Origin of the sequence: Flammeovirga pacifica (assembly GCF_000807855.2) — a bacterium.
Lineage (GTDB): Bacteria > Bacteroidota > Bacteroidia > Cytophagales > Flammeovirgaceae > Flammeovirga > Flammeovirga pacifica.
This window is the reverse complement of record NZ_JRYR02000001.1, coordinates 2238221-2262857: the sequence shown is the minus strand read 5'-3', so window position 1 is coordinate 2262857 and position 24637 is coordinate 2238221. Positions and strand designations below refer to the sequence as shown.

Genomic DNA, 24637 nt, shown 5'->3' with positions numbered 1-24637 from the left:
CTGAGTTATCTAGCTGAAAAATAGACTTCTCGATGAGAAATAGAATTGATACAGATAATTTTAAACGTCAATTAATACGTTATTTTAGTTTTAGGACTATACAAGGTAGGAATGTACTCTTAACCACTTCCTATCTTATGATTTTGATGGCTTTCACAATTTTTGTAGTCTATCAAAATAACTTAGTAAGTGATGTAGGTGATAGGGTTATTCAAACAAGGAACCCTATCACTGTCATGACTTCACGAATAAATGCTGGCCTCGATAGAGTTTCAGCTGCCCAAAGAGGTTATTTTTTGACAAAAGATGATAGTTACAAAGATGAAAGAAATTCACTTTGGGATACTGATATCTTACCTGCTTGGGAAAAATTAGAAATTCTAGGAAAGCAGCTGACTTCTCAAGATCGAAGAGCTATTGACGGTCTAGGTATTCTATTAAAAGAATACAAACACGGGCAAGATGACTTAGAATTATATTTTGAGCAACACCTTACAGATTTTGCCGCAATACAAGAAGATATTGAAGAGTTGGATTCTCTAACTCTAAGGTTAAAACTTGAAAGCTTTAAAAAGAAAGTAGAAGTAGATGAATACATTGTAGATTATCTACTTAATAATATATCTCCATTAAAGGCAGAAATCCGAGAGTATCTTGGTCCATTATCACAACAACAGCAAAAAGCCATGTTGGATGATGTAAAAAGAATTAACGAGGATATTGAAAGTGCCAATTCATCTATTGCCTTCGTAACCGCCTTTTTTGCTATTCTAGCCATCGGTTCTTCATTATTAGTAATTCGAACCTTAAATACCTCCCTTCAGAAACCAATTAATCAGTTAGACCGACTTTCTGTAGGTGATTTAGGTGAGAACATTGAAGAGACGAATGATGAAATGAATGATATCATTACTTCATCCAACCGACTTCGACAGAACTTGGATAAAGCCTCTGCCTTTGCCTTAAATATTGGTGAAGGAAATTTTGAAGCACAGTTCCAACCTGCAGGTACTCATGATATGCTAGGTAATGCACTAGTTCAAATGAGAGATCGTTTGAAAAATGTAGCTGATGAAGACGAAAAGCGTAATTGGATTACAAAAGGAATGGCTCACTTCGGTGATATTCTTAGAAAATATAGCGATATCAAAAAGCTATCTAATTCTATTGTAACAGAACTGGTAAGATATTTAAATGCGAACCAAGGTGAATTATTCTTTTTAGAGGAATCTGAAGATGGAGAAAAATACTTAAACCTCGAAGCAACTTATGCATTTGAGAGAAAACGTATTATAGAAAAGAAAATTCATATTGATGGTCGATTTGCAGAAGGTTTATTAGGTCAATCTTACCTTTTAGGTGAAACAATTTACCTTAATGATGTACCAAAAGGATACATTGAAATTACTTCAGGTCTAGGTGATTCAACGCCTAGAGCGGTATTAATTGTTCCATTAAAAATTAATGATGCTGTTGAAGGTGTTTTAGAAATAGCATCGTTTAGAGAAATAGATAGTTTCGAAGTAGAGTTTGTTGAGAAAGTAGCAGAATCAATTGCTTCTACTTTAAGAACAGCAAAAAATAATGAAAGAACGAAAGAACTTTTAATGTCTTCTCAAGAACAAAGAGATCACCTTAAGAGTCAAGAAGAAGAGATGCGTCAGAATTATGAGGAGTTACAAGCTACTCAGGAAGAGATGGAAAGACGTCAGATCGAATTGGAAAATTTGAGAACTAATCTTCAAAATCAAGTAAAAGAAAGAACAATTGAGCTAGAAAAAACATTAGAACGTTTTGATTTAGCACTACAAGGAACTACTGAGGGTATTTGGGATGCTGTCTTAAAAAATGGAGAGTTGGATAATTCTACATTATTCTGGTGGTCTCCAAGATTTGAAGAACTATTAGGTTACGAAGAGGGAGAATTAGAAAACTCTTTTGAAGCTTTCCAACAAAATATTCACCCAGGACAAAGAGAATCTTCTCAAAAGATTTTCCAAGGACTAATTGCTGACCACTTAGGAATAGCACCAAATCAGTTGAATGTTCAGTTAAGATTAAAAGATGGCTCTTACAGATGGTTCCATGTTTCTGGAGCTGTTAAACATAACGAAAATGGGGTGGCCATACGTTTTGCTGGAGCCATAAATGATATTTCATCAAACATAGATCTAGAAGAATCAAAAGCTTTATTATCACTAAGAGAAGCCAACTTAAAAGCCTTCTTAGATGTAACAAAAGATTTTGTCTTAGCAGTAGATCAAAAAATGGTGGTTACTCTGGCTAATAATTCTATTAAAAAGGCTCTAAATAGCAGAGGTCTAGAAATTATTGAAGGAGAAACAGTGATCTTAGATATGGTTAGACCCGAAAATAGGGAGCACTACCATACCAATATTCGTAGAGTATTAGAAGGAGAAGTATTCAATGATGTGATGTCTTTCCAATTTGGAAATAATAAGCGCATAATGGATACTAGATATTACCCGATTTCATCTGAAGACGGATCTATTGTTGGGGCAACAGTTATGTTCCATGATATTACCGACAGTAAGGAAAGAGAAAACGAGTTGGTAGAATCAAGACGTCAGATGAAAGCAATTTTTGATACGTATGATGCTGAAGTGTATTTGAAAGATTTAGATGGTAGATACATTTTAGCAGATCAAACATTCTTATCTGCTATTGATGTTGATTTTGACATTATTGGAAAAACGGATGTAGAAATATTCGGCCCAGAAAAAGGAGCTGAGATTTGGGAACTCGACGAGGCCATTTCAGAACAAGAGACTGAAATTTCATTTGTGGATACAAGAGAAGATGGAAGTAAATTTAAATGTGTAAAATTCCCAATGGTGAATGCCACTGGTAAGGTATATGCCATTTGTAGTATTGCATCTAAATTAGAATTTGAAGAAACCTTGGATCATGGAGTAGAGAAAGTACCTAACCCAGTGATCTATAGAAATCTTGAAAACCCTAAAGAAATAGTGCATCGCAGTGGTTCTTGGAAGAACTATTTCGGAGAAGATATTGATTTGATGAATTTCATAGATGAAAAAGATTTAGATAGATATAACTCATCTATGAAGAATATTGAAGAAGCGGTGAAGAACGGGAAAATGTATTATGAAACTTATGTAATTACATTAAATGATAAAACTAGACTGCTGATGCTTGAAAAAGGAAATTCAGTAGAAAGGGAATCGGATCAAGAAAAAGTAGTGGTTTCATCATTAATTAACTTGACTCCATTGAGACCCAATCATGCATAAGTCAAAATATTAATTACCTTTGCATCACCTTAAATTAAATCTTCAAAAATTATTGATATGAAAGCGATCATTAAAACAGATAAGGGAGAAATGAAAGTAGATTTCTACTTAAATGATGCTCCTAATACAGTGGCTAACTTCGTAGAGCTTGCAGAGCACAATTACTACGATGGTTTAACTTTCCACAGAGTGATCCCTAATTTCGTAATCCAAGGTGGATGTCCTGATGGTACAGGTGCAGGTGGACCAGGTTACAGAATTGCTTGTGAATTGGATGGAGACAACCAATATCACGACCGTGGAGTTCTTTCTATGGCACATGCTGGTAGAAACACTGGTGGATCACAATTCTTTATTTGCCATAGCCGTGCTCAAACTTCTCACTTAGACCGTAATCATACTTGTTTCGGTAAAGTAGTTGAAGGAGTTGAAGTAGTTGACGAAATCCGTCCTAACGATAAAATTTTATCTATTGAGATCATCAGAGAAGATGGTGATGCTGAATTAGGTGAACTAAAAAAATTATAATCAAACATTTGATATAATTTTAGTATAAAAGCAATTATGAAGTAATTCATAATTGCTTTTACTTTTTATACATTTTAAGTTAAACCAATTTAAAGTAATGTTGAGAATTTTATTACTAACTTTTTGCTTCCCAATTTTATTATCTGCTCAAAATAAAGTCTACCTCGATAAATGGGGAAATGTGTGTGCTGAGAATGAAGCTAAAACTTTTTATACATCACAGAAAGTTGACCTAAAGGGAGTGTCACTTTTTGAAATAAAATCTTATACTAATAATAATGTTTTAATCACTAAAGGGTATAAGGATAATATTCAGACTGGACGATATATCAATGAATTTTATGAATATTTCCGGAATGGAAAAGTCTCTCGAATTTATCATTATGATATCTCTAAAAAAGATGTTTTTGTAGAAACATTTTATAATAATGGTATAAAAAGGTCTGAACTTATTTTGATTGGAGGATATAAAAATGAAAAATACCTAAATGCTTGGAACGAAAAAGGAGAACAGATAGCAGAAAGTGGAGTAGGGAGATTAGAATGGAGATCAGAAGTGACTAATAATTTATATGGAGGTAAATTGTCTGATTTTCATAAAGTTGGAGAGTGGACTGGATATAATGATGAACTCAAAGTTTCTTATAAAGAATTTTACAGAGAAGATGGTTCTTTACAAAAAGGAGTGGCTACTAGAGAGTCTGATCAACAAACATTTTCTTATAAAGATCAATTTGTATATCCTTACATAAAAAATTATCCGCTTTATAAAAAAGTAAGAGCTAAAGTAAATAAAATACTAAGTGATAATAATAAGAAATACGTCTATATAAAGGTATTTGTAAATAAAGAAGGAGAAGGTGTTCATGCTAAAATGCAGTACTCTGATCAGCCTAATTCTGAAAGTGAAAAGGAAGCATTAGAAATTGTAAATAAATACCTTCAGAAATTTGATTTTGAACCTGCTAAGAGGTTAGGTATTTCAACTGATGCTTATACCAACTTTAAATTTAATTTAGAGCAACCTAGCAATAAATAGATTTTTTGAATTTATCTTTTTAGATATTTCAACCAAGAAAACCGTTTCCTTGTTGATAAGTAGGAACGGTTTTTTTCATTTTGATATGCTTCTCTTTCAAAACAAATGGATCTATAAGCTTTATCCACATTTTTGTGAATAACAAATAGAAAAACAAAGTGAATAAAGTAGATAAAATAAAAAGTTATCAACAATAGTTCTTTTTGTTGTGCAAAGTGAATCTTTTCATGACGAATCATTCTATTCCATTCTTCTGAATGTTGATAAGTTTTATATTCTGACCTTACAAAAACAAAAGGATAAACAGCCATAGCTATAAAACCTTTAAATGGAATAGTATTGTTAAAGATAATTCTCATAAAAATTACTTTGGGGTGCGAATATAAAAAAAGCGAGCCTAAATATATTAGACTCGCTTCATAAAATAACAATTGTATAGTAAATAGGTATTTACCTATTTGTTTTACTCATTGTATAATTTCTCATAATACTGCAATGCCATACGGTTAGCATCGAAGTAAGGAAGAACGTCTCTCATTGAGTTTTTCACCCTTTCAGTCCAGTCTTCTGGCTTGTCGTAGTACATAGGGATGATTTCGTTCTCAACGATATCTAATAAGCTATTTAAATCTTGCTCATCTTGCTCATGAATTGGAGCTTCTAAGTTAGCTAGAGGAAGAACGAATGAGTTCTCACCGTTAGCAAATTCAGGAATCCAACCATCATCAGTAGAAAGGTTAATACCACCGTTCATTGCTGATGTCATACCTGAAGTACCAGAAGCCTCACGAGGTACACGAGGGTTGTTCAACCATACATCTGAACCTTGCTTTAACTTACGAGAAAGCTTTAATTCATAACCCACTAAAACAGCCATGTTACCATAGTCTTTAGAAAGGTGTACTAATTGGTTAAATACTGATACAGCACCATAATCCATTGGATAAGGTTTACCTGCCCAAATAATTTGAATAGGACGATCAGGGTTGTTCATGATTCTGTTGAAACGCTCTTTGTTTCTTGTGATCAAATCAGCACGCTTATAAGCAGCGAAACGACGAGCCCAAACAATTGTAAGGACTTTAGGGTCCATCAATTTACCAGTTTGGTCAGCAACAGTTTCAAATAATTTTGATTTTAAGTATCTCTTACGCTCGATCAATTTATCATCATCTTCTTTATGAAGCGCTGAGTACAATTGATCATCAGCCCAATAAGTTCTGTTTTGAGCGTTGGTGATAGAAGTGATACGACAAATATTATCGTACTTGTTCCACATGTCATTTGATACTTCACCGTGTAATTTAGATACACCGTTAGCTACTCTAGCTAGACGTAAACAAGCTAGTGAGTGATCAAAAGTATCATTTTGGATACCAGTGATTCTTCTAACTTCGTCTAATGGAATACCATTAAAGTAGCCTAATTTATTAAGGAAGTGGATATCGTGCTTTTCGTTACCAGCTTCTTCAGGAGTGTGAGTAGTGAAAACTAATTTTTCTTTCACTTTGTCCATGTCCTTATTGTACTTGTTCGTTAAATGGAACGCAGCAGGAAGGGCATGAGCCTCGTTGAAGTGGTAAACTTCAGCGTTATATTCTAACTCATCTAACAATTTTGCTCCACCAAGACCCAATAACATATATTGAGCTACTTTTGCAGAAGCATCAGCGTCATAAAGACGGTGAGAAATTGATTGTGATAAGTAATCATTTTCAGGAAGGTCAGTAGTCAAGAAGAACATTGGTACTGTCTTGAATACGTCAGGACGCAAATACTTTGCAGTTACCCAAACTGGGTGACCATTTACTTCGATAGTAAATTTAATATTTGTGTCTTCTAAGAAGTTATTAATTTTTTCTTGGAAAAGGGCATCCATTTCTTGGTTTCCTTTACGTACTTGGTCGTAGTAACCGTACTTCCAAAGAATACCAATTCCGATAAAGTTTTGGTTAAGTTCGTAACTAGAACGCATGTGTGAACCTGCTAAGAAACCTAAACCACCAGAGTAGATCTTGAAAGGTTGGTCAATAGCAAATTCCATACAGAAATAAGCAACACGCTTTTTATATTTGGGATCGTAAGCGTAAGGGTGTTTGAAGTTTTCTTCGAAACGTGACATATGATTAAATTGATTTATTTAAAGTATTATTTTTTCATGAGATCAAGAATTGACGTCAATTAGACAATTCTAAATACTGACCGCAATTTTTATAATTTATTTGTCTAATATTATGATGTAGATCACCATTTTAAGAAACGTTTTCAGAAACCGATTGCAAAATCGGTGAAATGTTAACGTTCTAACTAAATTATTTATTTTTTTGCATTTTTAAACAAAAAAAAATTAGAAATAGTAAATTTTAAATAACAATCTAAAAATTTTTAAAGACTGATAATAAATATTTATTTCCTTAAACTTTATTGTTTTACCAAGACATTAACTGTTTTTTGGGTGATGAAATTCGCTTTCAACTTTCTATACTGAAAAACCAAACCAATAATTATTGCAAAGAAAGTCATGACAGTCCATGATATCCCTCTCCATAAATTTAATAATATGAACTGAAACCCTTTGAATATGGGTAACAAAATAAAAGATGCTATAATTAATAATAAGGATGTAAATAAAGTATAGAAGTTCATAGCGTGAGTGGATTATTAAGTGAATCTCTAATCAATTTACGAACAAAAGTTGTAAAGGTTTTTTTTTTCTTGAAATTTATTTTGCTACACTCTAATTATTATATTTTTTCCTCTTATTTTCGATGCTTCAATTCTCGTAAAAAAAGTATATACCCTACCATAATATATGAAAACCTATCCGTCCCCTTTTTTATTAGAAGTAGCAAGAAGTGTTTATCAACAGCATAAAAACGAATTAAATCGAATTATTGTAGTGCTACCTTCTCGTAGAGCATGTATGTATTTCAAACAGTATTTCGGAAGTGTTATTGATCAACTGACTATTGCTCCCCAAATTTTATCGATGGAGGGTTTTGCAGAATTGTTTTCTAAACTACTGAAAGCGGATAATGTCACTCTACTTTTTGAACTTTTTCATACTTATAAAAAAGATGACAAGGAGTTAAAGATTGAAGACTTTATCCATTTAGGAAAATCATTGTTGTCGGAATTTAATATGATCGACAATAACCTCGATGAAAAAGAGGTAAAGAAAATGTTTGAACATTTAAATGAAGTCAAACTGTTAGAAAACTGGGCAAAAGATTTAGGAGACGAGGAAAAAGACGATTTAAAAAAGAATTGGAAGGATGGAAAAACTTCTATGACAGAATTTTTAGTCTTTTGGCAAAGGTTATCCAATTCATATTCTGATTTTAGAAAATCACTTTTATCTAAAGGGATGGCTTATGGAGGAATATTATTCCGAGAGGCTTTGGATCACTTGGAAGAACGAATGGAGGAATTTGAGATTGATAAAGTTATTTTTGCTGGTTTTTCTCAGATGAGTGGTGTAGAACAAGACATTGTTGAAAAACTAAATAACTTAAGTAAAGCTCAAGTTTATTTTGATGCTGATAAAAGATACCTTGATAAATTTAAAAATCACGAGGCAGGATATTACCTAAGAAAATATGTCAAAGGATTCGGTGCTCAACATCCTCACTATGCAATTGATCAATTCAATTCTCATGATAAAAAAGTAGGTTTTAAATCAGTAAGTTCTACCGTGGGTGAAGTTAAATTTGCTGGTGAGTGGCTTACTTCTTTACTGGATTCTGAAGAAAGTAAAGAGGATTTTATCCAAACACTTAATCATACAGCAATTTTATTACCTGATGAGAGTTTATTACCCGCTTTATTAAAATCATTACCTAACATCACTTTTTCTGATGGAAAAACATTAGCTGAGCACACCAATATAACCATGGGTGTTAGCTTCGAAAAAACACCACTATTTGATTTGATCAGAGAAATCTTTCAAATGAAAGAAAGAGTGACTTATAAAGACGGACAGTATGTCGCTTATTTTAAATCTGTTCAGAACATCTTAAGACATCCATTTTTTAATAGTAATTACAGAGAGATAGATATTATTGTTGGAGATATCTTAGATGACTTAGTCAATAAAAATTATATCAATGTACCTTTAGATTACTTAGTTGAAAAATCTGGAGATTTAGAGATTTTTTCTGTTGTTTTTAAACCTTGGGGAAAAAACTATAAAGATTATATCAAAAGTTTCATCGATCTAATCAATGCTTTATTGAAGATGATGAAATCTACGATCAATCCTTCAGGAAATGAAGAAATAAAAATTTCTGACTCTATTTACAGTTATGAAGAAGAGTTATTAAGTATACTGTTCGATCATCTTAAACACTTAAACAGGGTTTTACCTAACTTCTTTAAAGTAGAAAGTGAATTGCCTTTAGGGATTTTTAGAACATTATTATTGGAACTATTAAGAGGTACTAAGGTACCTTTTACAGGAGTTCCAATAGCCCCACTACAGATTATGGGTATGTTAGAAAGTAGAGCACTCGATTTTAAAAATGTTTTGATTCTAACTTGTAACGAAGGAATGTTACCCACTAAAAAAGCTGTCGAAGCCATCATTCCGTTTGATATTAGAAGTGAATTTGGACTACCTACGTACAAAGATAAAAATGCTGCTTTTGCTTATACTTTCTATAGATTATTTCATAGAGCGGACCATTTAATGTTTAGTTATTTAGATGCAAATGCAGGGAGTGATGTAGGGGAGATGAGTCGCCTTTTATTGCAGGTAAAAGAAGAAATGTTGGAAGAACCAAGTTTTAGAGTTTTACCCATAGAGAAGCATCAAGAAGCTTGGTTGTTAGCGAAAGCTGATAAAACCATGTCAGAAGCTATTTCTATTTCAAAATCTGATGGGCTTAAAAAGAAAATATTGGAGAGGCTGCAAAAAGGCATCAGCCCATCATCAATAAGTTCTTACATCAGAAACCCTCTTACTTTTATTGATCAAAAAGTAATCGGATTAGTAGAGAAGGAAGATATTGAAGAAGATTTAGATAATAGAAGCTTTGGTAACCTAATTCATACTGCAATGGAATGGGGATTAAGAAGAATGGCAGGGCTGAAAGATATTTATGAAAAACCTGAAGTTCAGCCATCGTTTGTTTTAAGAATTGAAGATTTTGAAAAAGCCATCAATGATAAAGCTTTTATTCTTCAACTAATAGATGATGCCGCTGTGAAAGAAAAAGTAGAGCTGCTCAAAGGTCAAAATTTATTACTCAAAGCAGTTGCTGAAAATATTATTATCCGATTTTTTAGAAAGCAGATAGAAGAATTAGAAGCATCAGAATCAAAGGCATTTGGAATAGTTAGATTAGAAGAATATATCAGTAATACTATTCATTTTGAAGTAGATGGAGAGAAGGTGACCTTAAGATTGTCTGGTATGGCAGATAGAATTGATGTTTTAGATGGGAAATTGAGAATTGTAGATTATAAATCTGGAGGTTTTGATCCAAATAAGATGAAGCCTAAAGAGTGGTCCGTTTTTATGGAAGATAATGCCTACGCAAAGGCATTACAATTATCATTGTATAGTTATTTAACCAAAGCGGCCATAAAAAATCCCCAAAATAAAGATTTTCACTCCATGATATCCGAGTGTAATAAGGTATTAATAGATGAGAAAATTCCAACTATAGATTTCAATATAGAGATCGATTCTGGGTTTTATTTCTTTAGAAAAATCAATGATGGTTTGATCTCTTGTAAGATGGATGGTACTTTAAATGGAGAAGAAATTGATTTTATACCTAAAACGGAAAAGTGGCTTCAACTTTGGTCAGAAAATTTGCTCGACACAGAAAGTGCCCTTGAAGATGTAATTTGAATTGTAAAAAAACTTAAAATATCTTATAGAAAGGATGTGACACTACCTAACTGTAATTTAAAGGGTATAAATTGAGTTGTCTTTTTTGAGACTACTGCCAAAAATTATTCTTCAATTTGAAATTAAGCCTTGAGGTATACATTAATAAGCATATTGATATTCCTTTTATCACTCACTAATTGTAAAGAAGTAAATGCACAAGCAAGACTTCCTAAATTAGATGAGGTAGATATGCTTATGACCAATCTTACTGTTCAATTAGAAATTACTTCTGGTATTGATGCCATGTATAATTTCGAATTTAAAATTGCAGAAGGTCAATTTCACTGGTTAAGGAGTCATTATCCAAAGCACCCATTACCTTATTTTCTTTTAGGTCTTTCAGAATGGTGGAAAATTGTTCCCAATATAGAGAACAATACACATGATGATACCTTTTTTGCTTACATGGATTCTGCTATTTATTACGCGGAACAAATGTATAAAGAAGATAAAAAGAATCAAGAGGCACTGTTTATTTTAGCAGGTACTTGGGCTTTTGAAGGTAGATTACATGGGGAAAGACATCATTGGACCAAAGCTACTTTCTCGGTGCGTAAAGCATTAAGTTATTTTGATAAACTTAAAGAGATGCCTCAGACTGATTTGACTCCTGAATTACTTTATGGAGACGGTCTATACAATTATTATGTAGAATGGATTAAGGATAATTACAAAATGTTACGTCCAGTTCTCTGGATGTTTGATAGTGGAGATAAGGAATTAGGTATAGAACAATTAGAAACCTGCGGTAAAGAAGCTTTTTATACTCGAATAGAAGCAATGTACTATTTAATGAAAGTACATTCTTCCAATGGGGGGAAGATGATTAGAGCTTTACAAATAGCAGATTATCTTCATAATAAATACCCTAATAACCCATATTTCCACAGGTATTATGCTCGCCTGTTATACTACAGTGGTCGCTATCCATTGTTATTTACAGTATGTAAGTCTTTATACGATAGGGTAGAAGAGCGACAGACAGGGTATGAAGAAATGAGTGGACGTTATGCTGCATTTTTCTTAGGATCCTATTATAGAGATTATTTAGGTGATAGGGAATCCGCAGAGTTTTATTTCAAAAAAGCAGTAGAATACGTAGAGGAAATCAAGGACTTTGGATCTGGATATTATCATTATTCATTAGCGGCTTTAGCAAGAGATGCGAAGAAGCAGAAAGAATATGAAAAAGCAGAGGAGTATTATTCAAAAATTCAACTTTATGCTGTGGGTCGAAAAGATCTTTTAACTGAAGCAAAAGCTTTTAGAAAGGAAAATAAGAAACGTAAGAAACAGGATAGAAAAAATAAATAGTCTATCATTAAAATAATGAGAGGTTCACTAAAAAGCGTTAAGAGTAGATCAACTACTTTTAACGCTTTCTTTTTACTATATATGGAAAATATCTGGATAACAACTTATTTTAGTATTTGTCATCAACAAAGGTTTGCTCATCTAACGGAGGACGAACATATCCTTCTTTGTTTATTGTAGGTAAATCAATCTTTTTATATTTGATTTCTTTATAAGGAACTTTCGATAAGAAGTGGCTAATACAGTTTAATCGAGCTTTTTTCTTATCATCTGCTTTTACAACAAACCAAGGCGATTGTTTGGTATCTGTATAGGCAAACATATTATCTTTTGCTTTAGAGTACTCGACCCACTTTGCTCTTGATTCTAAGTCCATTTCGGAGAACTTCCAGCGTTTAATAGAAGAATTGATACGTTCAGCAAAACGTTTTTCTTGTTCTTCATCAGAAACAGAGAACCAATATTTAATAAGAATAATACCAGAACGAATCAACATTCTTTCAAATTCAGGGCAGGTTCTCAAGAATTCTTGATATTGATCGTCAGTACAAAATCCCATTACATGCTCTACACCAGCTCTATTGTACCAACTTCTATCGAATAAAACAATTTCTCCTGCAGCAGGAAGATGAGGCACATACCTTTGGAAATACCACTGAGATTTTTCTTTTTCGGTAGGTACACCTAGTGCTACAATTTTAGCTACACGCGGATTTAGTTTTTCTGTAATCCTTTTAATTACTCCACCTTTTCCAGCAGCATCTCTACCTTCAAAAATAACGACTACTTTCAACCCTTCTTTCTTTACCCACTCTTGCATCTTTACCAATTCGGTTTGAAGTTGCTCTAATTCTCCTTCATAATAGTCTTTTTGTAATTTTCCTTTTTTAGTGTATTTCTCGTTTTTGTCCATGGTTATGTTAATTTTTGAGGTGTAGTTGATCACCTATACCTTGTAAAGGTGATGAAAAAGATAAGTCTATTTTCTACCAAAGTCGGCAGGGATTTCCCCCCAATGTTTGGTCTCCCATTTTCTAATGGGGTTCATGTATGTATTTGTCTCTAACCATTTAATTGCTCTATCAATCATAACAAATAGTTGAGCGTTTTTTTCGTTTTTATCGAGTGTTGTTTTGATCTTTTTATCTCTGACCCATTTCATAGCAGTACGGCTATCAGTATAGACAATTGTTTGATCGTATTTATGTTGTTTTAGATATGCCAAAGCATGTACTATACCTAAAAACTCACCAATATTGTTTGTACCATCTTCATAAGGTCCTTGAATAAAGAGTTGTTGACCAGTTTCTAACCAAACACCTCTATATTCCATTGGTCCTCTAGCTCCAGAACAAGCAGCATCTACTGCTAAGCTATTATTCATGATGGGTAAACCAACCGAAGGGTCATATATTTTTTTCGGTTTTTCTCCCGCTTTTTTCTTTACTATATATTCGGCAGGGTTCCCTTTAAAAGCTACTTCAGCCTCTTTCAAAGAATCAAATGATTTATATTTTGCTCCTTTTACACCTTGTACATGTTTTTGGCACTCTGCCCATGTTGTATATACTCCGGGAGTTCCTCCAGCCCACACAACGTAAAATTTTTTCTTCTTACTTCCTGCCATAATTTTTGATTAATCTTTGAATTTAAGAATAACCTATTATTGATCACAAATCATTTATAAGATTGATGTGATTTAATAATAAAAATAGATCAATTTAGACAATACTCAAGACTTAATTACAAAATGTGAACAAACTTATAATTTTCTACTAGCCTATTTGATAGTCGTATTTGGTTCTCAAGTACTAAAAAATAGAAAGTATTTTTCATGTTTTCTGATACCAAAATATTAGAAAAAAGTAGAATAACAAATATTAAAATTAAAGAAAATGTTGATTTACAGTGTCTATTTAGATCAATTAATAAAAAAAAGAACATCATTTTTAATATCAGTTTAAAAAAAACTTGAAGAATAAATAGATATAACTTAAATTTGCACGCTCATAATTCAAGGATTGTGACCTTAATATTGTAATTGATTTTAATAAAATATAATCATGGGATATACAAAACTTATTAGAAAGTCTAGAAGAAACAAGACGATCGCACTTCAGCGTGTTACAACTATCCAACGTTTAAGCGCTAAGCCAGTAATCAAAAAAGTTGATGTTGAAGCAATCAAAGCTGAATTCGCAGCTAAGTAATTTGATTTACTACAAGTTAAAAAAAGTCTAGAATCGAAACTCTAGACTTTTTTTATTGCTTTATTTTTTTTGGTTTAAATAAAACCTTCACTTTTTGCTTTTGTAACAGCTTCAATTTTGTTGGAAACTTGAAGCTTAAGATAGATATTTTTGATATGAAATTTAACGGTATCTTTTGAAACAGAAATCTGATCGGCTATATCCATATATGATTTACCTTCAGCTAATAAATTTAAGACATCTGTTTCTCGATTTGTAAGGGGTGATTCACTTTCTCGTCTAAAAGATTTAACCACTAATTTCGCAATTTGAGTACTCATAGGAGCACCTCCAGCAGAAACCTCATCTAATGCTCTTAATAATTGAGTATGATTACTGTTTTTAGTAATATAGCCAGTAGCACCGGCGCAGAGAGCGTCAAATACGTATTGACTATTTTCATGTACTGAAATAATCAAAATATCTGTTCTAGGTAAGGTTTGTCTTATATTTCGTGTACCTTCAATACCATTCATTCCTGGTAAATCGATATCCATAAGAACAATGTCGGGTAAGTCTACTTCAAGGTTATTGATAGCATCTTCACAGGTACCATAGGCATTCACCACTTCATAATTAGAAGTTTGAGTCTCTATAAGTAATTGAAATGCTTCTTGAACATCCTTATTATCTTCTACGATGATAATCTTCTTCATAATGCTAGGTACAAAAAAAAAAGAGATGATTCAATTATAATTGTCACCTCTTCTTTGAATTTCAACAATAAGAATGAGTTCCCCAACTCAGTTGAGGGTTATAGTCCGGATTTGTACTGCTTAACGATTCATTACTTCAAAAGTACTCGTTTTAACAATATGACGTACTACCCATAAGGGTAGTTTTTAGGGTAGGGAGGTTAGGTTGTGACTAAAAGTAATTGATACTGTGGTCCCTATGCCTTCTTGGGAGTCTATGTCTAACACACTATTTTTCATTTTTTTTATTCTTGATTTCATGTTTTTGATGCCATTTCCCAAATTAACGTTTTCAATGTCAAAACCTTTTCCATCATCAGTGATACTAATTTTTATAATATTATCATCTTGAATAAGAGAAAAATGAACATGTTCTGGATGAGCATATTTGGCAATGTTAGTCATCGCTTCTTTAAAAATGAAAATCATTTGTAAACTCCATGAGTGGGGTAATATTTGTTTTTCAATTTTTTGATGAACATCTTTTTTAGCGTGAAACCTAATTTGTAGATCCTCAAAGAATTCATCACCAAAGTCTTTGATGTGGTCAAAGACAATTCCTAATACATCATTTTTAGCATCAATAGACCATATAAAGTCTCTTGTTCCATTGTAAAGCGATTTAGATTGAGATTCAATTCTATTTAAAATTTTCTCTGTATCCTTATCTTTCCCTTTTAATTTCATAGATGCTAAATCAGCTAGAACCGTAATTGATGCAAGTTTATTACCCATTTCATCATGAAAGTCTTGGGCAATTTCTTTTCTTACTATTTGTAGTTTCTTTTCTGCTTTATTTTTAGAATCTAAAATTTCTTGTAATTCATCAGATTTTCCTTTTTCAGTTTTAATTCTGAGGTAAGAGTAGTAAGAGATACCAATTATTAAAAGTACCATTACTCCAATTTTGAAAAGGAGGTGTTCCCAAAAATATCCTTTTATAATTAAGGTAGCTTCGTCTGCTTTACTCCAATTTGAACCAATGGTTTTACCTCTTATATATAATTTGTATTCTCCTGGCGTATTATTCGTAATGTTTAAAAGTTCAGTATATTGAAAATCAATCCAATCTCCAGACTCACTAAGTTTGTATTGTAATACTAGTGATTCCATTTCTTCTAATACATCTGCTTCCATTGGAATCTTGATACTATTGAATTTACTATGTGAATAATAGACCTCTTCTGTAAATTTTATAATAGGCGGAGGAATAGGAGTACTTCTTTGTCTATTTGGTATAGACATTATACCCTGATAGGTACCGATCCAAATGGTATTATTTGACGTTTCAAAAATAGTTGTGATGTAGTTACTGATTAAACCAGACGAGATATTGTATTTTCGAATCAACTTATTATCTGATATCAAACTTAAGCCTTCAGATGTTCCTACCCATAGTTGACTGAAATGATCTTTAAATATTTTTGTGCACCTCACATTTTCCATACCATCAAAAACCTTAATAGTACGATTAAATACATCATTTAATTGGAGAGAGTGTAAATTATAATTGGTTGCAATCCAAATACAATTATTGGGTTTGTCTAATAAGATGTCTTGTATTCTTTCCCCTGAGGCAAATTCATCTACCCAAACCTTCTTTTTGGTAAGTTTAGTATTGTCATCATGTTCATAAAGACTTAAAGCACCTTTTGTAGCTACCCATAAAATAGAATCAGAAACAATCGCTTTAACAATTTTAGGTTGTGTTATTTTTCCTTCAGGGAACTTATGAAATGCTCTTTTTAGATTAAATGACTTATCAAAAACTTTAATAGTATCTTCTTCACTAAACCACAAACCACTATAGTTCTCTCCTTCATATTTACTGTAACCTATATTGATAGAATCCTTATTTTCAAAGTATGACCCTCTAGAATAACTATATAATGTACGGTTATTTATCTTATTAATAATAGCTCTGATGTTGCTTAATTTTTCAAAAAGATGATCAGTATTCATGTTGTATTCTATGACTTGGTTGGTCGTAGAAAACATTAGAATAGAATCATTTTTTTGATTGATAGATAATATATGTGGAATGGAGAGATCCTCAATACCTATGAATTTAAAATCAATATTATTCACCATAAATAATCCATCACCCTGAGTACCAATCCAAATTCTATCACTTGAATCGACAAAAATAGAAGAGTTCGAAGATTTAGATTCTACATATTTATCTAAGTTGATACTTTTTTTAGTAGACTTATCAATATAGACACCCACTTGATGATTAAGAGATTTATTTGTGGAACATACTATATCTCCATTTTTTAACCCATAAAGATTTGAGACAAAACTATCTTTTTCTACGGGGTAGGTCTCTAATAATTTTCCCTTTTCAGATAATTTTAAAATTTTCCCTTTACAACCAACTAATAACCCTCCATCATATGTTTCTTTAATACAAGAAATATATTCTTTGCCTAATGTCTTTTTAAATAAATCCCCCTTTATTTTAGTACCTTCTATCAACCTTAATCCTTGAGTACTCATTCCCATCACCAACACTTTGTCTTTGTAGCACCCAAAACTTATCGGAGAATGGTAGTTGGTTGGAATTAAATAACTAGGTAGTTTTTTATTTACTGCAAGGAATAATTCCTTCCTTCCATTTTTTTGTTTTGAATAAGGTTTTAGTTCATATCCTTTCCTTGTTATATCATCTATATAATAGCCAATATTCCATTGCCATCCATAGATATTAGTATTGTGAACAATTCCTCGGTGAAGTTTATTAGCACCGACATTCTGAAGGTGAGGGTAAGTAAAAATACTGTCGTTTTCTTGATTCAAAACATGTATTCCGCCTTTCCACGTAAAAATATATAACGAATCCGAAGGTGTAGTATTAAAGCCTATCACATAAGGTGATTGTAGACCATCTTTTGTACTATAAGTTTTGAAAGTCTTACCATTAAATACGCTCATTCCATCATCTGTACCTATCCATATCTTATTATCCTTTTCGATCATATGGTAAAGAAAGTTATGAGGAAGTCCATCTTTTGTCGTCCAATGGTGCACATTAGGTTTTTGTCCAAAAACTTGATAAGTAATTAGAAGTGAAAGAAGTAAGAAGTGAAATTTATATTTATTTGGCATGCTACCAACATTTTTTTTTGTAGAACATTAAGTCTGCAACCCGTTGAGGAATAAATTTATTGATTTAAAATTTATTAAGTGCTAAAAATCACCTAAATCATACCTTAACTCGTATATATTTGTCTGTGTCTTGATTTAAAATTTAAAAAATTGCTACTATCTTTTGATCAAGTAGAGTAATGATTTTCTAAGAAATCAAGCGAATTATAAAGTTAAAAATGAAAATGAAATAAACGATTAAATCACTATAAGTATGCTGGAAATTCAAAAGAAACTAAAGTCCTCATTTTATACTATCTTAAGTTTACCCGCTACTGCTATGGGGTTTGCACTTTCTATCCAAATTTCTGCTTTGAGTTGGATTCTAAGTGAGAAATATGGATTTCACCTTGAAGAAATTGGTATTGTTTGGGCAGCAGGCCCATTAGCAGGAATAATAGCACAACCAATAGCAGGATTATTATCTGATAAAGTATGGTTTTGGGGAGGGCGAAGAAGGCCTTTCATTTTAATAGGAGGTGTTTTGACATCAATCATGTTACTAGCAATTCCTAATATGGATATAATTGGTAAGGCATTGGGGCAGGAAGGTGCTACTGTTGGTATCGCTATTGCTATCGCTTTAACATTTGATTTAGCCATAAATGTAAGTTTTAACCCTACAAGATCAATCATTGCTGACGTTACTCCAGAAGGAGAAAAAAGAACAAATGGATATACTTGGATGCAAACAATCTCCGGTACATTTGGTGTTTTAGCATATGCTATAGGTGCATTTTTTGACAACTATGTGTTAATTTATTCTGGTATTTTTATAGTGTTTGCATTTTCTGTTTTTCCATTATTCTTTATTGAAGAACCCAAAAAATTAACTTCTACGAATGATGGAGAAGAACAATCTAAAGCATCTTTCTTAGAAATTATGGATGTGATTAAGCCACTCTATGGATTCCTGATTTATGCTTTTTATGTTATTGTAGCAAAAGTATTAGACTTACCTCCATCCAATATTTATATTGAGATAGGGTGTTTGGTAATTACTCTCGTAGCAGGAATTCAAGTAATATTAGCTTCTAGAAATGTTGAAAAAGACAAGCTTGAATTTCAAAAAATATTATTTGCACATTCGTTTACTTGGATAGGTGTTCAATCAATGTTTGTTTATATGTTGGCTTTTGCAAAAGTTAATGTAATGGGCTTTGAAATGGACCAGGAAGTAGCAGAAGTATTAAAAAATAATATTGGTAAAATTGTAGCTGTATCTTTTCTAGTGTTAAACCTTGTAGGGGCAATTTTTCCGTCCTTAATCATCAATCCACTAGTTAAAAAAATAGGTCAGGTAAAAACTCATACGATTTCTTTAGCAATAATGACATTAGGGTATTTTGGAGTTTATAGTTTAGTAGGAAAAGATAGTGAATACTTGCTGTATTTCTTTATGGTTGTGATTGGAGTAGGTTGGGCTTCAATTATTTCAATTTCATTTGCCATCATGTCTGAAAGAGTGGATAAATCAAAAATGGGATTATACATGGGCATCTTTAATTTGTCTGTTGTTGCTCCCCAGTTAGTTTCCAGTTTTAAAATTGGGCAACTAGTTAATTCATATGACGATAAAGGTATACTATTCCTTATTTGTACAATAACATTACTTGTTTCAACTATTTTATGGTTGACTGTAAGAGAAAAGAAGGGGAATGATAATGCCACTTCAGCAAATACAGGCGGAGGTCATCATTAATATATAGTATAACATCAAAAAAGGGAAGTAATTTCGGTTACTTCCCTTTTTTGTTACATCAGATAATTTCTATTGTTTGATTATTCTCTGATTAAAAACTCCTAAATCACTACTTAATCGAATAAAGTAAGTGCCGTTAGGCATATTGTCTAAATGTATTTCGATAGATTGTAATCCTTTGTCAAGGTTTATAGATTTTACTAAACTACCAGAGGTATTATAAATCTCTATCACTGCAGATGCACTAACAAAGTCTGTTATATCCATCGTGAAAACTCCTTTTGTGGGGTTAGGATATACAACAAACGAGGCTTTTTTAATAGGTTTTATTCCAACAATGCCTCCTTCTATAACTATTATATTAGATTCTCTTGAAAAACCATTTTTATTGACTGCATACACCCTGTAAGATACTTTTTTATTTAAGTATTCTAAACTAGGTAGAAAGTCTGAATAGCTTCTTGTAGTAGAAGCCAAAATAGGACTAACATAATTAAATCCTTGATCATCAACAGACCTTTCTAGAATATAACCTGTAATTTCTTGTGTACCTTCAGATGGTACTGTCCATACTATTTTATTTACACCATCACTTCCTGCAATAACGTCATTATCATCAATATGAACTTCTGCATTAGGAGCGTTGGCATTTAATGTACTTCTAGAAACTGCAGCAACTAATACGGTATCTACTCTTGCTTTTTGATCAAAAGTAAACATCGTCATACAAGAATCATTAGTATAATCCATGAAGTTTTGGTACTGAGCTGAAGAATAATTGGCTGTATCGCATAAATACTTTGTGTGAAACTCACTATTCTCATCACAATAACTGAAATTTTCAGGGTCTTGATGGGTGCCACTTACTTTGGGGGTATCATCACAATAATCAGTTTTAGAACAATTAGCACTTGCACTACCTACTCCCCAAGGATGTAAAATTCCTAAATAATGGCCTAACTCGTGCGTTAATGTTCTTCCAAGATGATAAGGTTTATTCATAGAATATCTACCATTAAATTCATCTATACCATCTGCACCAAAATAACGGTAATCTATGACAACACCATCTTTTTCACTAGTAGCAATTTCAGATGTATTTACTTCATCTAGTCCACTTAAAGAAAGGATATTAGGAAAAAATGCATAACCTAAGTAACCATCCGGTAAAGCGGTTACCCATATGTTTAAGTATTTTGTAGGATCCCAAATATTATTTGCAATGATAGTTTCAACTTCAGAAGTAGAAAAGTATCCTTTAGCACCAGGGTCTCGATAAAAACGATGAACTCCTTCTTCGTTAAGTACGTTACCATTAGGATCGTACAATGCTCTTTTGATTTCAACATCTAAACTAGATGCATCCCAAATAAATTCTTCTAAAGTTTGTGATCTATTTTTATTTTTTTTGATAAGATCAATATTAGAAGCCATAAACTGTGAAGCGATTTGCTCATAACTTATATTATTACCTACACCAATTGAATAATTAGGATTGGTATAAATAACATGAACAATTGCAGGTAGATTAGATTTCTCTGTTCTACTCACATTTTGATATCTCAATGCAGAGGCAATCTTAGGTAAAGCAGGGTCATGATTAGGATTGGCTAAGTAATTACCACAACGTCTAAATGTGGTCTTTTCTTGAGCCGTACTAAAGTTAATTTGAAGTAAAATGACAATGATTGTCAGTATGAATTTATTTTTTGATAACATATCTCAACGTTAAATCAATTAAAAAATGCTATATTTCTGTATTGCAATATGATAAGTTTTTAGATATAGTACACATTTTATTCCATCATTTCTTTGACTTTTATATATTTGCAAAACTTCAATTAGCCATATATGAAATATAACAGAGTACTGCTGAAATTAAGTGGTGAAGCCTTGATGGGCGAGCAACAATACGGTATTGATCCTTCACGTCTGGAACAATACGCAAAAGAGATTAAAAAAGTAGTAGACGAAAAAGTGGAAGTTGCCATTGTAATTGGTGCTGGTAACATTTTCCGTGGCATGCAAGCTGGGAGAATGGGTATCGATCGAGTACAAGGTGATCACATGGGAATGTTAGCTACAGTAATCAACGGTATGGCCCTACAAAGTGCTTTAGAAGGCGAAGGGGTATATACAAGATTGATGTCTGGTATACAAATGGATCAAGTTTGTGAACCATTTATAAGAAGAAGAGCTGTACGCCATTTAGAAAAAGGACGTGTAGTTATTTTTGGTGCTGGAACAGGTAATCCTTATTTTACCACAGATTCTGCAGCTTCTTTAAGAGCAATTGAAATTGATGCTGATGTAGTATTAAAAGGTACTCGTGTGGATGGTATTTATACAGCCGATCCAGAAAAAGATCCTACTGCTACTAAAATTGACGAATTAACGTTTGATGAAGCATTAAGCAAAAATTTGAAAATCATGGACCTTACAGCATTTACGCTATGTAAAGAAAATGATTTACCAATCGTAGTTTTTGATATGAATAAACCAAATAATTTATATCAATTAATGTCTGGAGAAGATGTAGGAACAATTGTTTCCTTATAATTAAAAGACCTTAAACATAGTGATATCTTCACTATGCACATTATATTTGAATAACAGATTAATCTTTAATCAAAAAAATAAAAAAATGGAAGAAGAAATAGGAATGTATCTTGAAGATGCTAAAGAAATGATGGACAATGCAATCAAGCACACTGAATATGAATTGTCTAAAATTCGAGCTGGTAAAGCTTCTGCATCTATGTTAGACGGTTTAACTGTAGATTACTATGGTTCTCCAACTCCTATCAGTCAAGTGGCTTCTACTTCTACTCCTGATGCTTATTCAGTAGTGATCAAGCCATGGGAGAAAAATATGCTTGCTATAATCGAAAAATCTATTCGTGATTCTGATCTTGGTGTTAATCCTGTAAACGATGGTGAGCAAGTTAGAATTAACATGCCTCCATTAACTGAGGACAGAAGACGTGAGCTTGTAAAGAAAGTAAAAGGCGAAATTGAAAAAGGAAAAATCAGTCTTAGAAATGCTCGTAAGGACACTAACGATGGCTTGAAAAAGCTATTAAAAGACGGTGCTTCTGAAGATGCTGTTAAAGATGCTGAGGGTTCTGTACAAGATTTAATCAATGCTTATACTAAGAAGATTGATGAAATCTTTGTAAATAAAGAAAAAGATATCATGACTGTATAGTCAATGAAAATTTTCTAAAAAAAAAACACCCATTCATTATTTATGAATGGGTGTTTTTTTTATTCTAGGTTTACACTGTTTGAAATATCACTGTCGTTTCTATAACCGTCAACATCTAAATACCAGTCTGTATTTGTTGCTCCACCTGATTCTGCAAATGCTTGGAAATTTAAATAGGCATTTGTAATATCGATTCCTTCTAATGGTGGTTCAAATACTTCAGGAATATCTAAAGCCCAAGGATGATTACTATCGTTTGTGAAACCATTGTCAGCATCATTTCTATTAAGTAAATCTGTATCAAAATGGTCTGTGTAATCTTGACCCGCTAAATGTACTTCTTTTGACCTATCACTTGTTCTGAAAATGAACGGATTGAAGTTCCAATGTACATTTGGATCTGCAGGAGTAGATAATTCAATGGTTACAACTATATCATCTGTCATGGTAATGTCTCCAGATGTACCTTGTAGTCTATCATTCATATTATCAAATAATAATATTACTGCGTTATTAGGATCGTTTCCAGTTTCATATCCATTCGAATGTAAATTTACTACAGTATTTGTGGTGTAATAACCACTTACACTTGATATATATGATTCAGGGTATGGTGTAACAATAGCTGCTCCGTGAACTAAACCGGCCTCTACTTGTACTCCATTACAATCAATAATAATTTCAACAACATTTCCTGCTGCATTGCTAATGAAGTGGTAGTTATAATCAACTATAACATCATTAAAATCATAATCTCCTTTGTTGGGATATAAATCTTCAAATGCATAAGAAGCTTTTGTATCATAGGCAGGGTAGTATGAATCAAATGCTTTGTTAGCATCATTAGGGTAAGCATCATTCGAATCTATTACACCATCGTTATCTGTATCTGTAGTAGCAACAGCGGCTGCACGTTGATTAGAATTAGCGTCAGAATAAGTAGGTGATTCAGAATTGAAGTTGACATAGACATTATTACCAGTAATACCTGTTTGCATTTTATAAGCACCATTAGATGTTCTTGCTATAACATGTATATTTTTTACATGAATTGGTAATCTGATATCATAAGACATAGAAGATTGATCGTTACTAATCATTTTACCTACATGTCTTGTTTCGCCGCTTGGTAGAACATACATGTATTCATATAATACTTGCTCGTCTATACCTTCAAAATCAGCATGTAAAACTAATTCTTGTGATGTTTTAAATGTAAATCCTTCTGGAATTGACGTTTCACTGAAACTAGTTTCTGTGTCTCCAGAATTTTGGTTATCAGGAGTATCCCCGCCATCTATAGTTTCGGTACAGCTAGTTCCAAAAAATATGAAAACAGAAAAGAATAAAAGAGTTGAGATTCTAAATTTCATCATGGGTTATTAGGTTAATAATTTTCGGGCATCGGTTTATAAATAATGCGTAAGGTTTTTCTAATTTCCCAACACAGATATTTTTGAATTAGTTTTACAAATATTTGTTTTTTAAATGGTATGTAAGAAAAAAAGGGTATAAATAAAAAAAATAATATCCTAATGAAAAGATATTATTAATTTATTGGATTATATAAAGAGCATTGTG

At 32.3% G+C, this 24637-nt stretch carries 16 protein-coding genes; 8 read left to right on the top strand and 8 right to left on the bottom strand.

The genetic code is table 11. From position 1 onward, the window contains the following. Positions 1–32: 32 nt before the first annotated feature. The 3 genes from NH26_RS08995 to NH26_RS08985 all read left to right on the top strand — a co-directional run bounded on the left by NH26_RS08995 (position 33) and on the right by NH26_RS08985 (position 4842). Positions 33–3275 carry a PAS domain-containing protein gene (locus tag NH26_RS08995; protein WP_084812112.1) on the top strand — a complete coding sequence of 1081 codons (3243 nt, stop codon included), beginning with the start codon at positions 33–35 and terminating at the stop codon, positions 3273–3275. A gap of 57 nt (positions 3276–3332) precedes the next feature. Beyond that, entirely contained in the window at positions 3333–3803 is a 471-nt protein-coding gene (locus NH26_RS08990; protein ID WP_044221597.1) for a peptidylprolyl isomerase, read from the top strand. A 97-nt stretch (positions 3804–3900) separates the two neighbouring features. After that, positions 3901–4842 carry a hypothetical protein gene (locus tag NH26_RS08985; RefSeq protein WP_044221600.1) on the top strand — a complete coding sequence of 314 codons (942 nt, stop codon included), beginning with the start codon at positions 3901–3903 and terminating at the stop codon, positions 4840–4842. A gap of 11 nt (positions 4843–4853) precedes the next feature. Here the strand turns inward: NH26_RS08985 and NH26_RS08980 are convergent, their stop codons facing one another. Further along, positions 4854–5201 (bottom strand): hypothetical protein, encoded by a 348-nt coding sequence (locus tag NH26_RS08980; protein WP_044221603.1) that lies wholly within the window; start codon positions 5199–5201, stop codon positions 4854–4856. A 104-nt stretch (positions 5202–5305) separates the two neighbouring features. Then, a complete protein-coding gene (gene glgP / locus NH26_RS08975; protein WP_044221606.1) occupies positions 5306–6964 on the bottom strand; it encodes an alpha-glucan family phosphorylase in 1659 nt (552 codons plus the stop codon). A gap of 690 nt (positions 6965–7654) precedes the next feature. On the opposite strand from glgP, the gene NH26_RS08970 reads away from it, so the two are divergent. Together NH26_RS08970 and NH26_RS08965 are read left to right on the top strand one after the other, a co-directional pair. Continuing rightward, on the top strand, positions 7655–10699 hold the full coding sequence (locus tag NH26_RS08970; RefSeq protein ID WP_044221609.1) for a PD-(D/E)XK nuclease family protein: 3045 nt from the start codon (positions 7655–7657) through the stop codon (positions 10697–10699). A 153-nt stretch (positions 10700–10852) separates the two neighbouring features. Next, on the top strand, positions 10853–12055 hold the full coding sequence (locus tag NH26_RS08965; RefSeq protein WP_052431929.1) for a tetratricopeptide repeat protein: 1203 nt from the start codon (positions 10853–10855) through the stop codon (positions 12053–12055). Positions 12056–12164: 109 nt separating this feature from the next. Here the strand turns inward: NH26_RS08965 and ppk2 are convergent, their stop codons facing one another. The 4 genes from ppk2 to NH26_RS08945 all read right to left on the bottom strand — a co-directional run bounded on the left by ppk2 (position 12165) and on the right by NH26_RS08945 (position 18107). After that, the gene (gene ppk2 / locus NH26_RS08960; protein WP_044221612.1) at positions 12165–12968 is read right to left on the bottom strand and encodes a polyphosphate kinase 2; all 804 of its coding nucleotides are present in this window, start codon (positions 12966–12968) and stop codon (positions 12165–12167) included. 66 nt (positions 12969–13034) lie between these two features. Beyond that, the gene (locus NH26_RS08955; RefSeq protein ID WP_044221615.1) at positions 13035–13682 is read right to left on the bottom strand and encodes a ribonuclease H1 domain-containing protein; all 648 of its coding nucleotides are present in this window, start codon (positions 13680–13682) and stop codon (positions 13035–13037) included. Between the two features lie 657 nt (positions 13683–14339). After that, positions 14340–14960, bottom strand: a complete 621-nt coding sequence (locus NH26_RS08950; RefSeq protein WP_044221618.1) for a response regulator transcription factor — start codon at positions 14958–14960, stop codon at positions 14340–14342. Between the two features lie 186 nt (positions 14961–15146). After that, entirely contained in the window at positions 15147–18107 is a 2961-nt protein-coding gene (locus tag NH26_RS08945) for a sensor histidine kinase (protein ID WP_044221621.1), read from the bottom strand. A gap of 253 nt (positions 18108–18360) precedes the next feature. Here NH26_RS08945 and NH26_RS08940 point away from each other — a divergent pair, with 253 nt between their 5' ends. Beyond that, positions 18361–19848 carry an MFS transporter gene (locus NH26_RS08940; protein ID WP_044221624.1) on the top strand — a complete coding sequence of 496 codons (1488 nt, stop codon included), beginning with the start codon at positions 18361–18363 and terminating at the stop codon, positions 19846–19848. Between the two features lie 69 nt (positions 19849–19917). On the opposite strand, the gene NH26_RS08935 is transcribed toward NH26_RS08940, so the two are convergent. Further along, on the bottom strand, positions 19918–21567 hold the full coding sequence (locus NH26_RS08935) for a M43 family zinc metalloprotease (protein WP_044221627.1): 1650 nt from the start codon (positions 21565–21567) through the stop codon (positions 19918–19920). A gap of 132 nt (positions 21568–21699) precedes the next feature. On the opposite strand from NH26_RS08935, the gene pyrH reads away from it, so the two are divergent. Continuing rightward, on the top strand, positions 21700–22407 hold the full coding sequence (gene pyrH / locus NH26_RS08930; RefSeq protein WP_044221631.1) for a UMP kinase: 708 nt from the start codon (positions 21700–21702) through the stop codon (positions 22405–22407). A gap of 85 nt (positions 22408–22492) precedes the next feature. Next, entirely contained in the window at positions 22493–23056 is a 564-nt protein-coding gene (gene frr / locus NH26_RS08925; protein WP_044221634.1) for a ribosome recycling factor, read from the top strand. A gap of 59 nt (positions 23057–23115) precedes the next feature. On the opposite strand, the gene NH26_RS08920 is transcribed toward frr, so the two are convergent. Beyond that, the gene (locus NH26_RS08920) at positions 23116–24432 is read right to left on the bottom strand and encodes an LruC domain-containing protein (RefSeq protein WP_044221636.1); all 1317 of its coding nucleotides are present in this window, start codon (positions 24430–24432) and stop codon (positions 23116–23118) included. Positions 24433–24637: the final 205 nt, after the last annotated feature.

What these genes read in the sequence shown, in the direction of transcription:
- NH26_RS08940 (WP_044221624.1), top strand. Translation starts at nt 18,361, where the DNA reads ATGCTGGAAATTCAAAAGAAACTAAAGTCCTCATTTTATACTATCTTA.
- NH26_RS08980 (WP_044221603.1), bottom strand. Translation starts at nt 5,201, where the DNA reads ATGAGAATTATCTTTAACAATACTATTCCATTTAAAGGTTTTATAGCT.
- NH26_RS08990 (WP_044221597.1), top strand. Translation starts at nt 3,333, where the DNA reads ATGAAAGCGATCATTAAAACAGATAAGGGAGAAATGAAAGTAGATTTC.
- NH26_RS08920 (WP_044221636.1), bottom strand. Translation starts at nt 24,432, where the DNA reads ATGATGAAATTTAGAATCTCAACTCTTTTATTCTTTTCTGTTTTCATA.
- NH26_RS08985 (WP_044221600.1), top strand. Translation starts at nt 3,901, where the DNA reads ATGTTGAGAATTTTATTACTAACTTTTTGCTTCCCAATTTTATTATCT.
- NH26_RS08935 (WP_044221627.1), bottom strand. Translation starts at nt 21,567, where the DNA reads ATGTTATCAAAAAATAAATTCATACTGACAATCATTGTCATTTTACTT.
- ppk2 (WP_044221612.1), bottom strand. Translation starts at nt 12,968, where the DNA reads ATGGACAAAAACGAGAAATACACTAAAAAAGGAAAATTACAAAAAGAC.
- NH26_RS08945 (WP_044221621.1), bottom strand. Translation starts at nt 18,107, where the DNA reads ATGCCAAATAAATATAAATTTCACTTCTTACTTCTTTCACTTCTAATT.
- NH26_RS08995 (WP_084812112.1), top strand. Translation starts at nt 33, where the DNA reads ATGAGAAATAGAATTGATACAGATAATTTTAAACGTCAATTAATACGT.
- pyrH (WP_044221631.1), top strand. Translation starts at nt 21,700, where the DNA reads ATGAAATATAACAGAGTACTGCTGAAATTAAGTGGTGAAGCCTTGATG.
- NH26_RS08950 (WP_044221618.1), bottom strand. Translation starts at nt 14,960, where the DNA reads ATGAAGAAGATTATCATCGTAGAAGATAATAAGGATGTTCAAGAAGCA.
- glgP (WP_044221606.1), bottom strand. Translation starts at nt 6,964, where the DNA reads ATGTCACGTTTCGAAGAAAACTTCAAACACCCTTACGCTTACGATCCC.
- frr (WP_044221634.1), top strand. Translation starts at nt 22,493, where the DNA reads ATGGAAGAAGAAATAGGAATGTATCTTGAAGATGCTAAAGAAATGATG.
- NH26_RS08955 (WP_044221615.1), bottom strand. Translation starts at nt 13,682, where the DNA reads ATGGCAGGAAGTAAGAAGAAAAAATTTTACGTTGTGTGGGCTGGAGGA.
- NH26_RS08970 (WP_044221609.1), top strand. Translation starts at nt 7,655, where the DNA reads ATGAAAACCTATCCGTCCCCTTTTTTATTAGAAGTAGCAAGAAGTGTT.